Raw genomic sequence first — 20,266 nt, 5'->3', positions numbered from 1 at the left:
GATGAGAAAAAGGGAAGGAAGCCGGATACGATGCCAACCAAATTGACGAGAGAGCAAATGGAATATCTTGTTCATCAAGTACAGCGCTATTTTATTGAAGAACGGTCGGAGACACTCGGCAATTTGGAGACGGAAGAGTTGATTGCCTTTTTTTCAAAGGAACTCGGCCCCTTCTATTACAATCAAGGGGTGCAAGACAGCCGCAAGCTGCTGGTGGAACGAATGAGTTCCTTAGAAGATGAACTGTATGTATTGGAAAAGCCAATCTACAAGAACAAATAGATACAAGGCAGATATAGAGCAAAGAGGAGGGAGCAGCCATGAACAGCTCCTTAAAAGATAAACTGGCCGTCCTGCCAGATAAGCCAGGCTGCTACCTGATGAAAAATGCGAGCGGGGAAATCATTTACGTAGGAAAAGCCAAGGTGCTGAAAAACCGCGTCCGCTCTTATTTTACAGGCAGTCATAACGGGAAGACGCAGCTGTTGGTCAGTGAGATCGTGGACTTTGAGTACATTGTGGTATCCTCAGCGATTGAGGCGCTCATCCTCGAGTGCAACCTGATCAAGGAGCACGACCCGCGTTATAATGTCATGCTCCGCGACGACAAGACGTATCCGTACATCAAAATTACGAATGAGGCGCAGCCACGCCTGGAGATTACCCGTAAGGTATTAAAAGATAAAGCCAAGTATTTCGGTCCATATCCGAATGCGGGAGATGCCTCCGAGGTGAAGAAGCTGCTGGATCGCCTCTATCCGTTGCGCAAATGCCGCAACATGCCCAAGCAGGTTTGTCTTTACTACCATTTGGGACAATGTCTCGCGCCCTGTGTGTACGAGGTATCGGCAGAGGAAAATCAGCGTTTGGTGGACGAAATCAGCCGGTTCCTCGATGGTGGCCATGAGGAAATGAAGCAAACCCTCACGGGAAAAATGCTGCAAGCCGCAGAAAACATGGAGTTCGAACGCGCCAAGGAATACCGCGATCAGATCAAGAGCATCGAAGCGGTGATGGAGAAGCAGAAGATCACGTTCACTGATACGGTAGACCGCGACATTATCGGGTTTGCTGTGGAAAAAGGCTGGATGTGCATTCAGGTGTTCTATATGCGAAAAGGGAAGATGATCGAGCGTCAGACGACTTCCTTTCCATACTATGGTAGCGAAACCGAAGACTTCATGTCTTATGTGAGCCAGTTCTACTACGACAAGCAAAATGCGCTGCCAAAAGAAATTTTGCTCCCGGAAGAGAGTGAACCGGAGCTTTTGAGTGAGTGGCTGGGCATCAAAGTCCACGCTCCCAAAAGAGGCAAAAAGCATGAGCTCGTGAAGATGGCTTCCGAGAACGCCCGTATTGCTTTGCAGGAGAAGTTCGCGCTGATGTCCAAGGACGATGCTCGTACGGTCCAAGCGGTACACAATCTCGGTCACATTTTAGGGGTTCCGGTTCCTCATCGAATTGAAGCGTTTGACAACTCCAACATTCAGGGAACAGAGCCAGTGTCTGCGATGATTGTGTTTACAGACGGCCGTCCTGACAAAAAGGAATACCGCAAATTCAAGATCAAAACCGTCGAGGGACCAGATGATTACGGCTCCATGCGGGAAGTCGTTCGCCGTCGATACTCTCGCCTGCTGAAAGAAAACCAGCCGATGCCTGACCTGATTGTGATCGATGGTGGAAAAGGCCAAATCAGTGCGGCCATGGACGTCCTGGAAAATGAGCTGGGCCTCTATATTCCAGTCTGTGGACTCGCGAAGGACGAGAAGCACCGCACTGCTCAGCTCATGTACGGAGATCCGCCAGAGCCTGTAAATCTTAGACGGGATAGCTATGAGTTTTATTTGTTGCAGCGCATCCAAGATGAAGTCCACCGATTTGTTATTACGTTCCACAGACAATCCCGGACGAAAACGATGCTCTCCTCACAGTTGGATGAGATCCCGGGTATCGGTGAGAAACGACGCAAGCTGTTGTTCTCACATTTCGGCTCGTTGAAAAAAATGCGCGAGGCGACCGTTGAAGACTTCCGTCAATTAGGGATCGGCGACAAGCTGGCGAAAGAAATCATCGGGCATCTGCGCAAGCTGGACACATAGCAAATGTGACTTTTGGAACAACCTCTAAAAAGGAATTGATCCATTTTTAGACTCATGATATAATCCGATTCAAACAGAATAGTTAGCCTCACTTCCATTATGGAGTGAGGTAGAGGCGCGAAAACCAAGAGTACCACCCTGAGATCGGGTATCTGTGAAGGGGACGGGAAAGGGGAATTCGCCGAAGTGTGGAGGGAAACCCGCTTTTCTCCATGCTGGGTCTGCGTTGAACAAATGCAGGACTGTCATCTGCACAATGACCAATTGTCAGATGGAGAGCTATCTCACGGTGTGTCAATGTGAGTTTTGATGGTGTTTACTATCAATCTTCGTTGTCCGCGTGTATTGGGAGGGAGGAACCGGTATGTCGAAACAGTAGGCAGCGGCAGGTCTTATTCCTTGTCGGTGCCTTTTTTGTAAAATAAAAATGTAAGACTTTTCCTTATAGAGAGAATAGTGAAAAACCATACGATACGAGATATATACCAACATTGGATATGAGAAAAAGGGAGAGAAGCCGCATGGGGTTGATCGTGCAGAAATACGGAGGCACTTCTGTAGGTACCATTGAGCGAATTTTACGAGTTGCGGATCGAATTATCAGCTACAAAGAGGAAGGGCATGATGTGGTAGTCGTTGTTTCTGCGATGGGGAAATCTACTGACGTGTTGGTAGACATGGCCAAGCAGATTAGCGCATACCCATCCGAGCGTGAAATGGATATGCTGCTGACCACGGGGGAGCAGGTATCGATCGCGCTTTTGTCGATGGCCTTGCATACAAAAGGCTACGACGCCATTTCTCTTACGGGCTGGCAGGCTGGAATTACCACGGAGGCGATTCACGGAAGAGCACGGATCAAGCAGATTGATCCAGAGCGGATTCAATCCGAGCTCGGCCGTGGTCGTGTGGTGATCGTGGCAGGATTCCAAGGGATCAGTGACGAAGGTGAAATTACGACGCTCGGCCGCGGTGGATCGGATACATCTGCGGTTACACTCGCAGCGAGCTTGAACGCTGAGAAATGCGAAATCTTTACGGACGTGTCCGGGGTGTACACAGCTGATCCGCGAATGGTTCCAGCTGCGAGCAAGCTGGATACGATCTCGTATGATGAGATGCTGGAGCTGGCGAACCTCGGTGCAGGGGTTCTTCATCCAAGGTCAGTAGAGGCTGCGAAAAAATACAAAGTAAGGCTGGTCGTCCGCTCCAGCTTTACTGCCGAAGATGGTACGTACGTTGAGGAGGTTGCCAACATGGAAACAGGAAGAGTAGTAAGTGGAGTTGCACACGATGAAGATGTAGCCAAAATCACGGTTGTCGGCATGCCTGCCAAGGTCGGGACGCTCTCCCGTCTGTTCAATACGCTAGCGGACAATCAGGTGAACGTCGATATCATTATCCAAAGCTCCTATGATGCGTCTGTTACGAACATTTCTTTTACAGTTGCAGCGGATGACCTGAAAAAAGCACTGGATACGCTGGACAGAAACAAAACCGAGCTTGGCTTTGAAAAAGTCGATTTCGAGGAAGGCTTGACCAAGGTATCGATTGTTGGATCGGGTATGATCAACAATCCAGGGGTAGCTGCCGAAATGTTCCGCGTCCTGGCTGAAAAAGAAATTTCTATTAAAATGGTATCTACGTCTGATATCAAGGTTTCTTGCGTCATTCCAGCAGCCTTGACAGAGCTGGCTGTTCGCAGTCTTCATTCGGCATATGGTCTGGATGTCGAGGAAACCGCGGTCGTGCACGGAGTATAAAACATGGATGGATGCTCCCTCTCCCTTTGTTACAGGTAGAGGGGGCATTTTCTTCATGACGCTACTTGCACAGATATCCGTATGTCTGAAGGGCTTTCCATTTCGATTTTGCTGAATGCTTCTCTTTCTTTCCACTGCTCAATCATACCAGCGATGATCCCAGCCTCAAAAGAAAGACTGCATCCTAGTCTCTCTATAGACTGATAGCTAAAAATAGAATGAGTGAGCGAATAGACGATAGTTTGCCCGGTCTCCTCTACGACGTCTAACTGGCCTAATCCGAGCCGAATAAAAGGCATAATCGGGCCTGTTGCAGATTGAATAGGGATTTGGCGTCCCATATTTTTTCCTATCCAATAGAGAATATGGTTTTCACTATCACCTAGCAGGGTGCTGGTCAGCGTTTCGCGTAGAAGATGATAGCCAAGATAGGGCATGTTCATTCTTTCCGCATAGGGAATGGTCTCCGGCGGCAACAGTGCTGCAAGCTGATCCTTCTCTTTCATATGTGCTTCCCTCCTGTCTGTACTAGATTATGAGGAGGGGCTCATATTCATGACATCGTAATAGAAAAAATAGCTAGACTAAACAAAGTTATTCTATCAATGTATTTAGTACATTGATTGTCTTGACGCTCTGTGTCGACAAGAGTACAATTGGATTTGGTCAAAGTTTTGCCCAACTTTTTCTCGAATTTTGACACATTCCGACAAATTCATATGATCTAGCGAACGCAGTCTTTTTGTGAACAGCGTCAAGATGCTCTTCATAAAATGATCGTGGCGGTTTTGCTATGTCTAATGGGTGAGGCAATGGGTTAGGATATTGGGGAAAGGTCTATCAAAACGGTCGAAAACCGTTTTGGGCCGCTTGCGGTGATGCTTGACGTTTTTCACAGAATTGAGAGTTACATACATTGAAAGGGGGACCATTGTATGGCGAAAGGCCATAGCTTTCTCAGTCACAAGCTACACTCACTTCTTGGTTTGTTTCCGATCGGGCTCTTCCTCGTGTTCCACTTGACCGCCAACTATCAAGCGACTCGTGGACCTGAAGCTTTCAACCAGGCAGTAGGCTTCATTGAAAGCCTTCCATTTCTGTTAGTACTTGAATTTGCCTTGATCTACCTCCCGATCCTGTTTCACGCAGTTTACGGTCTCTACATTGCGTTCCAAGCGAAGCATAACGTAGGGAACTTCGGTTACTTCCGAAACCAAATGTTCTTGTGGCAACGCGTTACAGGAGTCATTACCCTCATTTTTATTGTTTGGCATGTTTGGGAAACCCGTATCCAAAAAGCACTGGGTGCACACGTGGATTATGACATGATGGCAAACATTTTGAGCAGTCCTGCAATGATCGTATTCTACACAATCGGGATTATTAGCACGACTTTCCACTTCTCCAACGGACTGTGGTCGTTCCTGGTTCACTGGGGAATTACAGTTGGGCCGCGTTCCCAACGCATTGCAACATTCCTGACTTTGGGCGTATTCGTAATTGTAACCTTCATCGGCTTGCGTGCGATGTCGGCTTTCATTTTGTAGGGATAGGGGGACAAAACTCATGGCAAAAGGTAAACTGATCATTGTCGGTGGAGGTTTGGCCGGCTTGATGGCTACCATCAAAGCAGCAGAAAAAGGCGTTCCTGTTCAGCTGTTCTCCCTGGTTCCGGTAAAACGTTCCCACTCTGTCTGTGCGCAGGGCGGTATTAACGGGGCGGTAAATACCAAAGGGGAAGGCGACTCCACATGGGAGCACTTCGACGATACAGTATATGGCGGAGACTTCTTGGCAAACCAACCGCCAGTTAAAGCAATGTGCGATGCAGCACCTGGCATCATCTATATGTTGGACCGTATGGGCGTTATGTTTAACCGTACGCCAGAAGGTCTGTTGGACTTCCGTCGTTTCGGGGGAACCAAACATCACCGTACCGCTTTTGCGGGTGCGACCACTGGACAACAGCTCTTGTACGCATTGGACGAACAAGTACGCCGTTATGAAGCTGAAGGTCTGGTAACCAAGTACGAATATTGGGATTTCCTCGGAGCCGTTTTGGACGATACAGGAACCTGTCGCGGGATTACTGCGCAAAACATGCGTTCCGGTGAAATTCAATCCTTCCGTGCGGATGCCGTTATTTTGGCAACAGGCGGACCTGGTATCATCTTCGGTAAATCGACTAACTCGATTATTAATACAGGTACAGCAGCGTCTGCGGCGTATCAACAAGGGGTTATCTACTCCAATGGTGAGATGATCCAAATTCACCCAACTGCAATCCCTGGCGACGACAAGCTGCGTCTGATGTCCGAGTCTGCTCGTGGTGAGGGTGGCCGTGTATGGACGTACAGAGACGGTAAGCCTTGGTACTTCCTGGAAGATAAATACCCTGCATACGGAAACCTGGTTCCGCGTGACATCGCGACTCGCGAAATCTTCTCCGTTTGCGTAGATATGAAGCTGGGTATCAACGGCGAAAACATGGTATACCTCGACCTGTCCCACAAAGATCCAAAAGAACTGGATGTAAAACTGGGCGGTATTATCGAGATTTACGAAAAATTCGTTGGGGATGACCCACGTAAAGTTCCAATGAAGATTTTCCCTGCGGTTCACTACTCCATGGGCGGTATGTGGGTAGACTACAACCAAATGACCAATATCCCTGGTCTGTTTGCAGCAGGTGAGTGCGATTACTCTCAGCACGGTGCAAACCGTTTGGGTGCGAACTCACTCCTGTCCGCGATCTATGGCGGTATGGTAGCGGGTCCAAAAGCAATCGAGTACATCAAAGGCTTGAACAAATCCTCTGATGATCTGTCTTCCACGCTCTTCGATGGCTTTGCTAGCCAAGAGCAAGCGAAATACGACAGCATCCTGAAAATGGACGGAACAGAAAATGCTTACCTGATCCACAAGGAATTGGGTGAGTGGATGACTGACAACGTAACGGTAGTACGTTACAACGACCGTCTGCAAAAAACGGATGATAAGATCGTTGAACTGATGGAACGCTACAAGAAAATCAACATCAACGATACAAATAAATGGAGCAACTCTGGTGCGGCGTTTACCCGTCATCTCTGGAACATGCTCGCACTGTCCCGCGCGATCACGATCGGTGCGCTCAAGCGCGACGAGAGCCGCGGTGCTCACTACAAGCCTGATTTCCCTGAGCGTGATGACGAGAACTTCATGAAGACGACAATGGCGAAGTACAATGCTGAAACGACTGCGCCTGAAATCTACTATGAAGACATCGACGTATCCCTGATCGCACCACGTAAACGTGACTATACGTCTGACAAGAAATAAGAGAGGAGGAAACTGATCATGGCAGAAAAATTGATTCATTTGATTATCACTCGTCAAGATAGCCCTGACAGCACTCCGTACAAGGAAGAGTTCAAAATCCCTTACCGTCCTGGTATGAACGTGATCAGTGCTTTGATGGAGATTCAACGTAATCCACTCAACGCACAAGGTCAAAAAACGTCTCCAGTAAACTGGGAATCGAACTGCTTGGAAGAAGTATGCGGTGCGTGCTCGATGGTTATTAACGGAAGACCGCGCCAAGCGTGCTCGGCACTGGTTGATAAACTGGAACAGCCGATTCGTCTTGAGCCAATGAGCACCTTCCCTGTACAACGTGACTTGTCGATTGACCGCAGCCGCATGTTCGATGCGCTGAAACGCGTAAAAGCGTGGGTTCCAATCGATGGTACGCATGATCTGGGACCAGGTCCTCGTATGCCGGAAGTTGAGCGTCAATGGGCGTACGAGCTTTCGAAGTGCATGACGTGCGGTGTTTGCTTGGAAGCTTGCCCGAACGTGAATGCAAAGGCTGAGTTCATCGGACCGTTCGCGATTTCGCAGGTTCGTCTGTTCAACCAGCATCCAACGGGTATGATGAACAAGCATGAGCGTCTGGAAGCCCTGATGGAAGATGGCGGTATCGGTGATTGCGGTAACTCGCAAAACTGCGTACAAGCATGTCCAAAAGGCATTCCGCTGACAACCTCGATCGCTCACATGAACAAAGAAACAACCAAACATGCAGTGAAGAAGTTCTTCTTCTCCTAATAGACGAAGAAAAGGCGTGCACCGGTTATCCGGAATGCACGCCTTTTTTCATTATAGGAAAGTTTGTTTAAGTGCTTACTGCATTGGGGGGACATGTCGCTGTAGTGAAGAGAAGAATATTTCCAGTCTAGGCTCCAGGCTCCGTCCCTCTGGGAAACAGGAGAAAACAGCGAAGATCTTAGGGACACCGACCGAGACTCCATGCAAAAAGCGAAACACGCCCTTAAGCGGCCACCTCTGAAAAACATCCTGAAGATACCACTTTGGCCGCGGTTTCGCTTTTTGCATGGAGTCGTGCAGTCAATCCCCCAGGAGGTGGCCCTAGAAGCTGAGCGTTTTCTCCTGTTTTCTCCCCACCACAACAGCAACGTACAAGGAGTTTATTCACTCGCCTCGATGACCGCCGCCATCGCCAGCTTTTCAAAAATGAGGACGAAGTGCTGGAGTTCATCTTCGCTGAGGTGAGAGAACATTTTATTTAGCTTTTCTCTCCGATTCTGCTTGGCTACTTGCAGAATTTTTTTGCCAGAATCGCGCAAGCTGATGTAAACCACTCGGCGATCTTCCTCATCACGATCACGGGCGACGAAGCCGTGTTTATCCAAACGGTCGACCATTGCAGTGATTGCGCTTGGTTTGACCCCCATTGATTCAGCCAATTCTCCAACGGTGCATTTTTCCTTCTGTTCCAACTGATGAAGAATGTAGAATTGCGGGCCAGTTAAACCAGAGACAGGTTCGGCTAATTGCGTTCCCATCGTGCGCATAATGGTACGAAACGCCTCCTGCAGGCGCTCAAGCGTATCTGTTAAAGGGGAGGGCATTCTCGCATCGTCTCCTTATTTGATCTATTTCTTCGTTATCAGGAATATTTGGATATGTAATATTTAATGCACTTAAATATAGGCTGAAAATACTTCGTTTGTCAACCTTTGCGAAAAGAAGGGAATACCCAAGCGATTCCTAGTGAAAACTGAAAACATAATGGAATGACTTCCAGCAAGGGGGCAAACGATGAAGAAAAAGGTATGCAGCATTGGATTGATATTGGCTTTGCTTCCCGCAACGACTGTCAGCACAACAGCGTTTGAAGGAACGGCGACCATTCATACGCAGATTTTGCAGGATCTCGCGGAAATGCACGAGCCATTACATACAGGCAAGGCGGACAAGGAATATAAGACGAAGGCTGATGAATGGCAACGACAAGAACTGCTACTGCGAGGTGAGCAATTAAAATCCGCGCCTGTCGATTCACTGGAAATGATTGAGGCGACTAAGGCTTGGGAGGAATCGGGGGTAAAAGGGGAAGGGATGCTCGTTTCGGTGATTGATACGGGAGTCAATCCGCGCCATCCCGATTTGCCTGCCCCGCATGATAAGCGTTCAGCCATGCAAAAGTCAGGCTCTTCCCAGAAGGTGATCCCTGGCTTTAACTGGGCTGACCGTACGCAAACAACGGAAGACGTATCGGAATCTCAGCATGGTATCCATGTGGCGGGAATTATTGGTGCGAACGGAAAAGTAAAAGGAGTTGCTCCTGAAGCCCAGCTCATCAGCCAAAAAGTATTTTCCAATTATCAAAGCGAGGTTCCAGGGCTAGGTGAATCGATTTTATTTGCGATCAATGATTCCATTACGAAAAAAGCAGATGTCATCAACTTGAGTCTCGGTTCCTCAGCGGGTTATGTGGATGAAACCAATGTGGAGCAAATGGCAGTAAAGCGAGCAGTCGATAATGGGATCGTAGTAGTGGCAGCCGCGGGTAATGATGCGTATTTCGGCAGTGATAAGGTACGAGCGCAGAATCCGGATATCGCTATGATCGGTTCTCCAGGCTTGAGTCCTGATGCGTTTTCAGTTGCTTCTGTCAATGCTACAGCACTCGCTGGCTATAGCTTCACGGTACAAGGGGTACCCGGTATGGAGAAAGTCGTGTATTTATCGGGATACGTGGAAGGCGGAGGGGCAATAAACCCGGTCATGACGCTGATGAAGCCGTACACGCTTGTCTATATGGGGAAAGGGAAGAAGGAAGACTACAATGTTTCCGTAAAAGATAAGGTGGTATTGCTCGAGCGAGGCGACATTTCATTCGACGATAAGCTGCGCCTCGCCAAAGAAGCAGGAGCAGTGGGTGCTGTTATCTACAACAATGAAATGGGACCACTCATTATCAGTGCGGAGCATGCCAAACAAATCCCGGCTGTCTCTATCTTGAAGCACATGGGAGAGCAAATGGCACAAGCGATTAAAAAAGGCAAGAAAGTGACGGTCTCCTTTAACGGTGAATATGGACAAAATCCAATGCCTTATCCAGACGGAGGAACGGTCTCGGCTTTTTCATCATGGGGACCAACACCTGATTTGCAGTTCAAGCCCGAGATTGCAGCTCCAGGTGGGGGTATCTTGTCACTCACGCGAGAATCTGAATATGCCGTGAAAAGTGGTACGTCAATGGCAACGCCACATGTGGCAGGCGGGATGGCTTTGCTGAAGCAAGGTTATCTCAAGCAAGGGCGGAACCTGCAAGGCAGATCGCTTGTCGATACGTTAAAGGCTGCGGCGATGAATACGGCAGAACCGATTATCGATCCGCAAATCAGCGTACCCGCAGCGGATAAAGAGAAAGCAAAAAAAGTTCCTTACAGCCCACGGGTTCAAGGGGCAGGACTGATGCAAATCGCAAAAGCAATCAAGACGCCAGCCATTGTTGTGAATGCAAAAGGAAAAGCAGGTGTCTCATTGGGGGAAATTGGGGATTCAACGACCTTTTCTCTGTTTATTAATAACAAGTTTGGTAAAAAGCCCATTACGTATCAGCTGCAAAATGAGTTTGGTGTCATGACTGACTTGCGCAAGAATGGGATCAACATGCTGACCGATACCCTTTTCGAGGGGGCAGAATTGCAATTTTCCGCTCCTAAGATTACCGTTGCGCCGGGGAAGTTAGAGGAAGTGAAGGTAACGCTCACGATTCCGAAAGGCTCAGCACGCAATCAATTTGCAGAAGGATTTATTTCCTTTCAACCAGATGATAAGGAGTTGCCTACGTTGCGCACGCCGTTTTATGGCTTCTACGGCGACTGGGATGAACCAAGGATTATGGATCAGCCCGTATGGGAGGCAGAAAGTCAGGAAAAACGAACAGGTGTCAAGACGAGCTGGTATCACGATAAACGCAATGACAAATGGCGCTATCGGGATTATCTAGGAGTTACAGGTGTCAAAGCTGATGGCGGTGCGAAAGTCGACCCCAATCATATTGCCTTTTCGCCAAACGGGGATGGGCATTACGATGTCGCTGCTCCTTCGATTACATTTTTGCGCAATGCCCGTCATATTATCGTCGAAGTAACAGACCAGTCAGGCAAGCCGATTCGCACTCTTGTGCGTGATGAAAAAGTGAGCAAGTACGACCAATCCAAGCTGGGGACACCATACTATTATACGGAAAAGGAAGCGTGGAGCTGGGACGGAAAGATCTTTTCACCGCAAAAAGGCGCCTATATACAGGCACCTGATGGACAGTACCAATTCTCCATTAAGGCCAAAATAGACGACCGCAATGCAAACTGGCAATCGATGACACTCCCCATCCGCGTGGATACAAAAGCTCCTGTGATTACAGCTTCTGTGTCAGGAAACCGGGTTCAGTGGAGCAGCCGCGATAAAGATATCCAAGCCTATTTCCTTTATGTAAACGGTAAAAGGGTAGGAGGCCCCTATTCTCCAAAAGTGTCCAGTACGCTCATTAATCAGCCAGATAAAAAAATGAGTGTGGTAGCGCATGATTATGCAGGGAATATCAGTGTGGCACATATTAACGGGAAAAGTGACAGCACTCCGCCCTTTGTGGAGTTCCCGGATGATTTGTTTCCTTATCTGAAAATATCCAAGCAGCCGGATGTAGCCTTCAGGGGCATAGTAACAGGCGAGGATATGATGGACAGAGTCCGCTTGTCGATTAACAAAACACCAGTAAAGCTGGCGACGGATGGATCATTTGAAACCATTCTGCGATTAACGGAAGGTCTCAATTATGTGATGTACAGTGCAATGGATATGTATGGAAACAAGCGCCAATTTACGCAGCGGGTCATCGTCGATACGAGTCCTCCGACACTGCAATTGTTAAACGATGGCAGCGAAGACGTACAGTTCGATGCAGCAACCAAGAACATGCTGGTTCCAGTCCGCTTCATGTACAGAGATCAAACATATAAAGGTCAGGTAAGTATCAATGGGCAAATTGTGTCCTACTTTGAAGAAGAGCAATTGGAAATTCCTGCCCAAAAATACGTAACGCAAATTTTGAGTATGAAGCAGGGAGAAAATCGTATTTTGCTTGAAGGCAAAGACGGTGCAGGTAATCAAAGTATGTTGCTGGTGTATGCGTATGTCGATGCCAATTCAGGGTCGGTCGTTATAAGCAATGGGGAGCAGCGTATATCCTACAAGGCGCGAACAGTGCCAGCTCCGACGATCCAGCTGCCGAACAAACAGCTAGAAGGACAGGAAGGTGAAGCGCTGCCAATCGAAGGGAAAGTAACAGGTGCTGGTGCTGTTAACCTCCAAATCAACTATGGATCAAAAAGCTTTCAAACCAACGCGAATGATCGTGGGCTATTTCGTTTGGTGCTTCATGAGGTAGAGGAAGGCAAGCAAAAATTGACAGTTGTCGCTACTGATGCACTGGGTAGGGAAGCCCGAGCGGAGATGAACGTCGTCGGTAAGAAAAAATAGAGTAGCGGGCCCGTCAGTAGCAGCGAAAAGGCTATTGCCGGGCTAAATTTTTGTGGGAGGATACTATTCGATGTTTTACCACGGGATCATGTGGGAATATGTTACGAGAGAGTACCCTGTGCTATCACCAAGACGGACCGCCAGAAGGAAGCGTGGGGCAGAGCAATTGAGGGATCGTATTCATCTGATCGAACAATTCGGTTTGGAGCCCGTTCATTTGCTTGAGGCCGACGAACAGTATGATGCTGTCCGCTGTATACAGGAATGCTTGGCATTTGGAGATACTGTTTTTGCCTTTGATCGAGTCCAGGTTCCGATGTGGCAATTGAGTAAGCATGAGATCGGAGTAGAAATATTAGACTTGCGAACGTGCACGGCCATCTATACCTTTCGTCATGAGACAAAAGTAGAGGATTATTTTCCCAGCACACCCTGTTTCCGTGACCTTATGCCTATGAAGTTTTCGTAATCCTATTGCATCTGCCAAAAATCGACATTATGATAGTCCTATAAGAGTGCATGTTCAAAAAGTCGTCTTTTCAGCACCTCTTTCGATGTCGAATAGGCTTCCAGTACTACTACGTGATCAAAAGACGACTTTTTGAACAACCTCTAAGAGTGAATTGCCCGGGAAAGGAAGAGAACGCAGATGATAGTCCAGTACCTTGATCCATTTCTTGAATCAGCTTCGTCCGTGATTCAACAAGTATGCAATGTCGACATTTCGCGTGGAGAGTTAGCTGAAAGAGAATGGAGCCATGTAGAAGGCCATACATGGATTCGAATCGGAATGACAGGTCAATTACAGGGTGAGGTCTTTTTCGGTCTGCAAGAGGAATTGGCTTTGCGCATTGTCTCGGCCATGATGGGCGGCTACCCCGTGCAAGAGATGGATGAGCTCGGAAAAAGTGCCATTTCCGAGTTGGGGAACATGATTTCCGGGAATGCGAGTACGCTTTTGTCCAATCTAGGTGTTCTTGTAGACATTACCCCGCCCTTATTTTTACACCAGCATGACTTGAAAGACATGGCAGGGACAGCATTGACTGCACCGCTCGATCTTCATGACATGGGCAGACTGGATATTCAAATTATTGTGATAAGATAGAGGCGGCTAATCTAATGGCCGTCTTTTTTGTGAAGGATACGTAGCCACACATCATCATTCAAAGGAGGGATGGAAAGAGATGGATCATTACTTCTCGATCTGTTCAGCTGAGATGTATTATGAGAAATACATGGCCTTTTTATTGGAAAACTACGACCAGCTTCGCATGCCCTATTCCTTTCCTGTGACGCTCAGTTTTCTGGCGAGTCCCGTTTTAATGGAGGGGAAAGCATTTCTTTGCTTCAACGATGACGATGAAGTGATCGGTGCCTTTTCGTACATTTACGGGACAGGTGAAAATCAGTACGAAGACAAGCATATCGTTCAAATTCAGGTGGTTTATTTTTTAGAACAGTATCGCAGCAGTCGCCTTTTTTTGCATGCCCTTCAGTATGTAACCGAATATATCGCCTATATGGAGGAAGACGTGAAGGAGTTTCGATTCTGGACTTCCTCGGACGACTCTTTACGTAAATTGTTTAGCAAGATTGCAGAACGAATAGCTTCTGTGGAAACGGCAAACGGTCCATTGGATGAATATCGCGCATCGTTTTTGGCTTGGCAATCCTATGCAGCCAAGTTTCAACATGAACCATTTTTCTAATCCAAGAAGGAGACGTTACGATGCTGTTCGTCATCAAAAACCTGTTTGGCTACATACGCCCCTATAAGCTCCTGAGTTCCCTTTTTTTCCTCACGCTTGCGCTCGATTTGCTTTTTTTATCCTTGGCACCTCTTAGTTTCCAGATGATCATTGACAAAGCGATTGTTCCCAAAGATATGCACGTTTTCACAGTCATCATGATAGTATTGGCGATTAGCGGGTTTATCTGTGTCAGTGCTGGAATTATCAGTGATTATGTGCTGGCAAAACTAAACGCACGCGTACAAAATGATTTGCGGCAAAAATTGTTTGCGCATATGCAGCATTTGCCGGTTAGCTATTTCCACAAAACGCGTTCGGGCGAACTGATCTCTCACTTTTCAGTGGATTTGCCTGTCATTGACAGATCGTTGGCCATTCTCTTCACGACGGGTATTCAATCATTGGCGGTCGTGACGATTAGTACGATGGTGTTGTTTTACTTGGAATGGGTGATGGCGTTGTGTATCTTGGTGGGAGCAATCTTGATCTTTACAGGTCCTTATTTGCTTGGCCGACGTGCCCACGCCGTCAATGCTGCATACAAAGAACAGCTCGCTGCTATGACGAATGATATTCAGGAAAATACGAAAGCGCAAATGGTTATCAAGGGCTTCAACCTGCAAGATGTCATGATCGATAAATTCAATGAAAGACTCAAATTGCTGTTGGTCAGCAACTATCGCAAAAATTTGATGGCAGCGAAATTGGAACGAATTCCTGCGCTATGCTTATTACTCATCAACTTTACGATCATTGCCTTTGGTTCCTATCTGGCACTCACCGGGCGCATCTCTGTCGGTTCACTTGTCGCTTTTTTCACCATGTACACGTCGATGGGGAATGCAGTGTTTAATCTGACCTTTACGCTCCCGCTGATTACAGATGCACAAGTCAGTATGGAGCGAATCCAGAAGGTGTTGAATGAACCAGGTGAAAAAGTCGACCGTACTACAGCGGAACAGCCCGATTTGCGTATGACTGAAGTGTCCGTAAAAAATGTTACGTTTGGTTATCAGGAAAATCAGTTGTCTATAAATCAGGTCAACATGCAGATCCCGGCTCGAACAAAAGTTGCGATTGTTGGCTCCAGCGGGTCTGGAAAAAGCACGATCGTTCAGCTGTTACTTGGCTTTTATGAACCTAGTTCTGGTCATATCGAGATAAACGGCACAAAGCTCGATGAATGTAATCGGGGAGCCTTCCGCAACCACGTAGGGGTCGTCTTTCAGGATAACTTTCTTTTTCACGGAACAATAGCGGAAAACATCCGGCTCGGCAAACTCGATGCGACCACCGATGAGCTGAGGATGGCTGCACAGCAAGCGGAGATCCATGACTATATCATGAGTCTACCAGATAAGTACGAGACACTAGTTTTGGATGGGGGAAGCAACCTCTCTGGGGGACAAAGGCAGCGACTTGCCATTGCTCGAGCGATTCTGCGCAATCCTTCATTACTCATTCTGGATGAAGCAACTTCTGCTCTTGATCCCATTTCAGAGGCTTCTATTAACCTGACTTTTGCAAAGCTTTCCAGCGATCGGACTATCATTACGGTGACACATCGTTTGTCGTCCATAACGGACATGGATCAAATATTTGTGTTGGAGCAGGGAGAACTAGTGGAGCAAGGGACACACTTTCAACTGTTGCAAAAGCGGGGCTATTACAGAAGGCTATGGGACAAGCAAAGTGCTTTGAGCAGCCCAGAAGGTGTTACGGATGTTCCAGGTGTCGACGTGCCTGATATTTTGCATCTCTTCCATTCCGAGACGTTTACGGCTGGACAGACGATCATTCGGGAAGGAGAAGCCGCAGAGAAGTTTCACCTCCTCGCACGCGGAAAGGTAGAGGTATCTCAAACATCTGCTGAATCTGAGGAGCAGATTCGACTTGCGATTCTGGAGGACGGCGATCACTTTGGAGAAACAGACCTAGCGGGTGCTTTACAGACAACAACCGTGACGGCTCTCGCCTCTTGTGTTGTTTTGACCTTACCTTTGAAGGTATACCAGTACATCACGTCCCAACACTCGGCGATTGGCAAAAACGTCCAACAGCCGATACGTTAACGAACAGAAAAAGAAAGGCAGTGTGCAAAGGATGCATGTCCAATTTAGAAAATGTACCAGTGACAATGATTTTGCCCAATTCACGCTATTCTTTATGCGCAATCGATTGGAATTTAGCCGTATGTTTTCCCTTAGTGACACGCTTGCTCATATTTTGACGTTTCTCCCGGATTCTCATTTGATCCTGATAGAAGACGAGCGAGGTAAATTGGTCGGATGGGGCCATTATCAATATTTGACAGCAGAAAGGCAACCAGACCCAGCGGGCGAAATTTGCTATATCCATTCTGTCATCGTTGAAGAAAAATATCGAAGTAGCAGGGTATTTCTGAAAGGCTTCCGCCATCTTATCAGACAGGTCCAAGAAGAAAATGAACACGTGAAACAAGTGACCTTTAGTGCAGATGCTAACCATGTTTATCTGAACCGGCTCTATTCTAAATTTGCCCAGGTTGCAGGGGAGCAGGAGGGCTATTACGGACAAGAAAACATCTACATGGCCGAAATCAATCAACTCGCCTCTTATTTGGGAGCCGTAATTGACGGTAAATAAGGAAAAATGCTATTCTTAAGAAGATATTGTCAGAAAGGAGGTCTATCAGATGATTCCAATGGTTCCACGTTTGAAAGATGGAGTAAGAAAACCTTTCACTGCTTCGATTCAAAATCTTCTCATGAAAAATGAGCAGCTGCGTGTGTCTACTTCTTCTGCGAAGTAGTCGATAAGCTATCATCTTTCCGTATCAACTGTTCCCAAGAATGGAGAAGTGGTTGACAGGCTATCCTGGTCAGCCACTTTTTTATTTCTGTTTGAATAGAACAAAAAAATAAAATATTTTCTATTGTCTGGATGATTTTTAATAGATAGTGTATTGTTGGAAATAGTAAGGGGGTATGAGAGTTTGACCTATGTAAAACAATTAATTGGGATGTTTTTCCTAGTTATTGTCGTTTGCGGTGGGCCGTTCATGCTATATACGCAAAAGGAAGAAATCGTGTTCGAACCGGGAAATATCGTAGTCCATACGGTATATCTGATTCAGCAGATTGCAGAAGGCTCCCTCGGAACCTATTATTCGGGACAAACGGAAAGGAGCATCGCAGAGGATATCCTCCCATTTGCAATTAGCTCCTTTGAACTACTATTCGCAAGTGTTAGTGTCGCAGTTCTTGCTAGTATTATTTTTGGATTGCTATTGCAGCGCTTTCGGTTTGTACGTCAAATTCAAAAGGTTTTGAATCTCCTTGCCACGATTCCTGATTTTATCCTGATAGTTGTTTCGATTGTGGGTGCGGTCGGATTTTACAAGATGACGAACATTCGAATTATCACCCTATCACCCATAAGTGACTCTGAGAGTACCTGGTTTCCGATCACTTTACTGTCAATTGGACCAACGATTTTTCTCATGAAGGTAGTCAGCCTGAAGTATGCACAAATTGGCGGCGAAGACTATATAAAAACAGCACTTGCCAAGGGGATGGGGATTTGGCATGTTCTGATTCACCACGTCTATAAAAATATCAAGCCGTTTCTCATTGCTGATTTAAAGAAGACGATTGCGATTTCGGTAGCCAACTTGTTTATTGTTGAGTACTTATTAAACGTCGTAGGATTAACCCGGTTTATTTTCAGCAAAGATGGCGGATACGAATTCAATGCTGCTGTCATGGGACTTTTAGGTATTATTTTGCTATCCATTTTGGTCTATGTATTGATTCGTCTCATTCTGTATGTGATTGAACGCGCGGTTGTGTATAAATAACCCAGACTTCTTTTGGAATGAGTGAGGGTATGGTATGAGGAAACGGTTCAATTGGGCTTTATGGCTAGGCTGTATCTTGGTAGTATTTCTAATGATTATCGGTGTAGCCGGACCTTATTTGGCCCCCTATGACATCGATTACCAGGTGAAAGTGCGCAATGAAATGGTGAACGGGAAGCAAGTGATCATTTCGCCGCCTTTGGCACCGTCAAGCGAGCATCTGCTGGGTACAGATAAATGGGGCTATGATTTGCTTACAAAATTGCTCCATGGGGCACCATACACCATTTTTATTACGCTCATGATTGCGTTATTGCGATTATTGATGGGAGCATGGATCGGACTGTATATTGGAATATTGGACAAGCAGCAGCGTTGGTGGATTGCCATTGAGAACGCCTGGGGGTACATGCCCATATTTATTCCTGTCTATTTTTTATTGAAAGGAATCAATATCAATCCCGAATTGCCAACGTTTACGCTCGTATTGTTTTTCGTAGTGGTTGTGGCAGTACTAGGGACGCCTTCGGTGGCTGCGTCCATCCGTCAAAAAACGGAGCAAATCAAGGAATCCCAGTACGTTTTAGCTGCGACTTCGCTGGGGGCTGGACGGGATCAGATCATCTTTCGCCACATTCTGCCGCATTTGAAGGAGCATCTGGTTATTGTCCTGGTGACAGAGATGATCGCCATAATGACGTTGATGGGGCTTCTCGGGATATTTGGTCTGTTTGTAGGCGGCACGACTATGTACTATGACCCTGTTGAGTATCACTCGACCACACATGAATGGGCAGGATTGCTCGGGACTTACCGAAGCTTTGTCTACACGAATTACACGTGGATTTTCCTGATTCCACTTGCTGCTTATATGCTTGCAATCGGTTCCTTTAGTCTACTGGCCAAAGGATTGCGTGATAAATTCGAACAGACGTATAGTCGTACCCCATTTATTTAAGCAGCTGGTCACTTTTCAGCATGAGGGATAAGTGAGGTTTTTGGATGAAGAAGCGATTCCATTTTTCTTTATGGCTTGGTAGTATTTTCGTGTTCTTTCTGATCGTGATCGCTGTGGCGGGGCCTTACTTGGCTCCTTATGATCTGGAATATCAAGCGAAGATGCGTCAGGAGGTTGTGAACGGTAAACAAGTCGTGGTCGCTCCACCTTTACCGCCGTCAGAGGAACATTTACTCGGCACGGACAAATGGGGGTATGATTTACTGACCCTCTTGCTCCATGGAGCGCCATACACCGTTTTTATTACCCTTGTGATCGCATTTATTCGCGTGTTACTTGGTACATGGATTGGACTCTATATCGGCATCCAGGATAAAGAGCAGCGTTGGTGGATGGCGATTGAAAATGCATGGAGCTATATGCCTGTGTTTATCCCCGTGTATTTTCTTTTGCGAGGAATCAATGTGAATTCGGAGCTGCCGATGTTCACGCTCGTGCTGCTTTTCATTGGGCTTGTCTCTGTCCTTGGAACACCTTCTGTAGCCTCTTCTGTGCGTCAAAAGGCCGAACAAATTAAAGAGTCACAATACGTTTTGGCTGCTGTTGCACTGGGAGCTGGCCGGAATCAAATCGTCTTTCGCCACATCTTGCCGCATTTGAAGGAACAGCTCATTATCATCTTGGTGACAGAAATGATCGCTGTCATGACCTTGATGGGGCTTCTCGGTATATTTGACCTATTTGTAGGTGGTACGGAAATGACCTTTGATCCGATTCTGTATCATTCCATTACACACGAATGGGCAGGGCTGCTCGGGTCTTATCGAGGCTTTATTTACAGTAACTATACGTGGATTTTTCTCGTACCACTGGGGGCATTCATGATCGCCATTGGATCGTTTAGCTTGTTAGCCAAAGGTTTACGTGATAAGTTCGAGCAAACGTATAATCGTACCCCTTTTATTTAAGTTGTGGTGCCCTTGATTTTTACGAATCAAGGGTATTTTTGGTTGATT

17 protein-coding genes and 1 riboswitch are annotated in these 20,266 nt (G+C 46.9%); of the genes, 15 read left to right on the top strand and 2 right to left on the bottom strand.

Features of this window, described 5'->3' with window-relative positions:
* The first annotated feature begins 30 nt into the window (after positions 1-30).
* The 3 genes from ACM6JA_RS27030 (at position 31) to ACM6JA_RS27020 (ending at position 3,865) form a co-directional block, all read left to right on the top strand.
* Complete coding sequence (locus tag ACM6JA_RS27030; protein ID WP_414854863.1) at positions 31-282, top strand: DUF2164 domain-containing protein; 252 nt, start codon at positions 31-33, stop codon at positions 280-282.
* A gap of 38 nt (positions 283-320) precedes the next feature.
* Positions 321-2,102 (top strand): excinuclease ABC subunit UvrC, encoded by a 1,782-nt coding sequence (gene uvrC / locus ACM6JA_RS27025; protein WP_414854862.1) that lies wholly within the window; start codon positions 321-323, stop codon positions 2,100-2,102.
* Positions 2,103-2,204: 102 nt separating this feature from the next.
* Positions 2,205-2,392: riboswitch (Lysine riboswitch) on the top strand.
* 231 nt (positions 2,393-2,623) lie between these two features.
* Positions 2,624-3,865 (top strand): aspartate kinase, encoded by a 1,242-nt coding sequence (locus tag ACM6JA_RS27020; protein WP_173619064.1) that lies wholly within the window; start codon positions 2,624-2,626, stop codon positions 3,863-3,865.
* A gap of 53 nt (positions 3,866-3,918) precedes the next feature.
* Here ACM6JA_RS27020 and ACM6JA_RS27015 read toward each other — a convergent pair whose 3' ends face one another.
* The gene (locus tag ACM6JA_RS27015) at positions 3,919-4,371 is read right to left on the bottom strand and encodes a YslB family protein (protein WP_409177976.1); all 453 of its coding nucleotides are present in this window, start codon (positions 4,369-4,371) and stop codon (positions 3,919-3,921) included.
* A gap of 429 nt (positions 4,372-4,800) precedes the next feature.
* Here ACM6JA_RS27015 and ACM6JA_RS27010 point away from each other — a divergent pair, with 429 nt between their 5' ends.
* The 3 genes from ACM6JA_RS27010 to sdhB are packed head-to-tail and all read left to right on the top strand — an operon-like array spanning position 4,801 to position 7,954.
* Positions 4,801-5,412: a succinate dehydrogenase cytochrome b558 subunit gene (locus tag ACM6JA_RS27010; protein ID WP_007722458.1), complete on the top strand. Its 612-nt coding sequence runs from the start codon at positions 4,801-4,803 to the stop codon at positions 5,410-5,412.
* Between the two features lie 19 nt (positions 5,413-5,431).
* Complete coding sequence (gene sdhA, locus ACM6JA_RS27005) at positions 5,432-7,186, top strand: succinate dehydrogenase flavoprotein subunit (RefSeq protein ID WP_007722462.1); 1,755 nt, start codon at positions 5,432-5,434, stop codon at positions 7,184-7,186.
* An 18-nt stretch (positions 7,187-7,204) separates the two neighbouring features.
* Positions 7,205-7,954, top strand: coding sequence for a succinate dehydrogenase iron-sulfur subunit (gene sdhB / locus ACM6JA_RS27000; RefSeq protein WP_007722466.1), 750 nt, complete (start codon positions 7,205-7,207; stop codon positions 7,952-7,954).
* Positions 7,955-8,334: 380 nt separating this feature from the next.
* On the opposite strand, the gene ACM6JA_RS26995 is transcribed toward sdhB, so the two are convergent.
* Entirely contained in the window at positions 8,335-8,778 is a 444-nt protein-coding gene (locus ACM6JA_RS26995) for a MarR family winged helix-turn-helix transcriptional regulator (protein WP_007726876.1), read from the bottom strand.
* 190 nt (positions 8,779-8,968) lie between these two features.
* On the opposite strand from ACM6JA_RS26995, the gene ACM6JA_RS26990 reads away from it, so the two are divergent.
* The 9 genes from ACM6JA_RS26990 to ACM6JA_RS26950 all read left to right on the top strand — a co-directional run bounded on the left by ACM6JA_RS26990 (position 8,969) and on the right by ACM6JA_RS26950 (position 20,218).
* A complete protein-coding gene (locus ACM6JA_RS26990) occupies positions 8,969-12,700 on the top strand; it encodes a S8 family serine peptidase (protein WP_414854861.1) in 3,732 nt (1,243 codons plus the stop codon).
* Between the two features lie 70 nt (positions 12,701-12,770).
* Positions 12,771-13,169, top strand: coding sequence for a hypothetical protein (locus tag ACM6JA_RS26985; RefSeq protein WP_414854859.1), 399 nt, complete (start codon positions 12,771-12,773; stop codon positions 13,167-13,169).
* 180 nt (positions 13,170-13,349) lie between these two features.
* The gene (locus ACM6JA_RS26980; protein WP_007726879.1) at positions 13,350-13,808 is read left to right on the top strand and encodes a chemotaxis protein CheX; all 459 of its coding nucleotides are present in this window, start codon (positions 13,350-13,352) and stop codon (positions 13,806-13,808) included.
* A gap of 79 nt (positions 13,809-13,887) precedes the next feature.
* Positions 13,888-14,412: a hypothetical protein gene (locus ACM6JA_RS26975; RefSeq protein WP_414854858.1), complete on the top strand. Its 525-nt coding sequence runs from the start codon at positions 13,888-13,890 to the stop codon at positions 14,410-14,412.
* Between the two features lie 20 nt (positions 14,413-14,432).
* The gene (locus ACM6JA_RS26970; protein ID WP_414854857.1) at positions 14,433-16,526 is read left to right on the top strand and encodes an ABC transporter transmembrane domain-containing protein; all 2,094 of its coding nucleotides are present in this window, start codon (positions 14,433-14,435) and stop codon (positions 16,524-16,526) included.
* 94 nt (positions 16,527-16,620) lie between these two features.
* The gene (locus ACM6JA_RS26965) at positions 16,621-17,079 is read left to right on the top strand and encodes a GNAT family N-acetyltransferase (protein ID WP_414854856.1); all 459 of its coding nucleotides are present in this window, start codon (positions 16,621-16,623) and stop codon (positions 17,077-17,079) included.
* Between the two features lie 349 nt (positions 17,080-17,428).
* Positions 17,429-18,292, top strand: coding sequence for an ABC transporter permease subunit (locus tag ACM6JA_RS26960; RefSeq protein WP_007726885.1), 864 nt, complete (start codon positions 17,429-17,431; stop codon positions 18,290-18,292).
* A gap of 34 nt (positions 18,293-18,326) precedes the next feature.
* The gene (locus ACM6JA_RS26955) at positions 18,327-19,250 is read left to right on the top strand and encodes an ABC transporter permease (RefSeq protein ID WP_414854855.1); all 924 of its coding nucleotides are present in this window, start codon (positions 18,327-18,329) and stop codon (positions 19,248-19,250) included.
* Positions 19,251-19,294: 44 nt separating this feature from the next.
* The gene (locus ACM6JA_RS26950; RefSeq protein WP_414854854.1) at positions 19,295-20,218 is read left to right on the top strand and encodes an ABC transporter permease; all 924 of its coding nucleotides are present in this window, start codon (positions 19,295-19,297) and stop codon (positions 20,216-20,218) included.
* The last annotated feature ends 48 nt before the right edge of the window (positions 20,219-20,266 follow it).

Source organism: Brevibacillus sp. IT-7CA2 (assembly GCF_949767855.1).
Lineage (GTDB): Bacteria > Bacillota > Bacilli > Brevibacillales > Brevibacillaceae > Brevibacillus.
The sequence above is the reverse complement of the archived record's forward strand: the minus strand, read 5'-3'. Positions and strand labels throughout refer to the sequence as shown.

Excerpts from the sequence above, each read along its gene's own strand:
- ACM6JA_RS27030 (WP_414854863.1), top strand. The coding sequence starts at position 31 with ATGCCAACCAAATTGACGAGAGAGCAAATGGAATATCTTGTTCATCAA.
- uvrC (WP_414854862.1), top strand. The coding sequence starts at position 321 with ATGAACAGCTCCTTAAAAGATAAACTGGCCGTCCTGCCAGATAAGCCA.
- ACM6JA_RS27020 (WP_173619064.1), top strand. The coding sequence starts at position 2,624 with ATGGGGTTGATCGTGCAGAAATACGGAGGCACTTCTGTAGGTACCATT.
- ACM6JA_RS27015 (WP_409177976.1), bottom strand. The coding sequence starts at position 4,371 with ATGAAAGAGAAGGATCAGCTTGCAGCACTGTTGCCGCCGGAGACCATT.
- ACM6JA_RS27010 (WP_007722458.1), top strand. The coding sequence starts at position 4,801 with ATGGCGAAAGGCCATAGCTTTCTCAGTCACAAGCTACACTCACTTCTT.
- sdhA (WP_007722462.1), top strand. The coding sequence starts at position 5,432 with ATGGCAAAAGGTAAACTGATCATTGTCGGTGGAGGTTTGGCCGGCTTG.
- sdhB (WP_007722466.1), top strand. The coding sequence starts at position 7,205 with ATGGCAGAAAAATTGATTCATTTGATTATCACTCGTCAAGATAGCCCT.
- ACM6JA_RS26995 (WP_007726876.1), bottom strand. The coding sequence starts at position 8,778 with ATGCCCTCCCCTTTAACAGATACGCTTGAGCGCCTGCAGGAGGCGTTT.
- ACM6JA_RS26990 (WP_414854861.1), top strand. The coding sequence starts at position 8,969 with ATGAAGAAAAAGGTATGCAGCATTGGATTGATATTGGCTTTGCTTCCC.
- ACM6JA_RS26985 (WP_414854859.1), top strand. The coding sequence starts at position 12,771 with ATGTTTTACCACGGGATCATGTGGGAATATGTTACGAGAGAGTACCCT.
- ACM6JA_RS26980 (WP_007726879.1), top strand. The coding sequence starts at position 13,350 with ATGATAGTCCAGTACCTTGATCCATTTCTTGAATCAGCTTCGTCCGTG.
- ACM6JA_RS26975 (WP_414854858.1), top strand. The coding sequence starts at position 13,888 with ATGGATCATTACTTCTCGATCTGTTCAGCTGAGATGTATTATGAGAAA.
- ACM6JA_RS26970 (WP_414854857.1), top strand. The coding sequence starts at position 14,433 with ATGCTGTTCGTCATCAAAAACCTGTTTGGCTACATACGCCCCTATAAG.
- ACM6JA_RS26965 (WP_414854856.1), top strand. The coding sequence starts at position 16,621 with ATGCGCAATCGATTGGAATTTAGCCGTATGTTTTCCCTTAGTGACACG.
- ACM6JA_RS26955 (WP_414854855.1), top strand. The coding sequence starts at position 18,327 with ATGAGGAAACGGTTCAATTGGGCTTTATGGCTAGGCTGTATCTTGGTA.
- ACM6JA_RS26950 (WP_414854854.1), top strand. The coding sequence starts at position 19,295 with ATGAAGAAGCGATTCCATTTTTCTTTATGGCTTGGTAGTATTTTCGTG.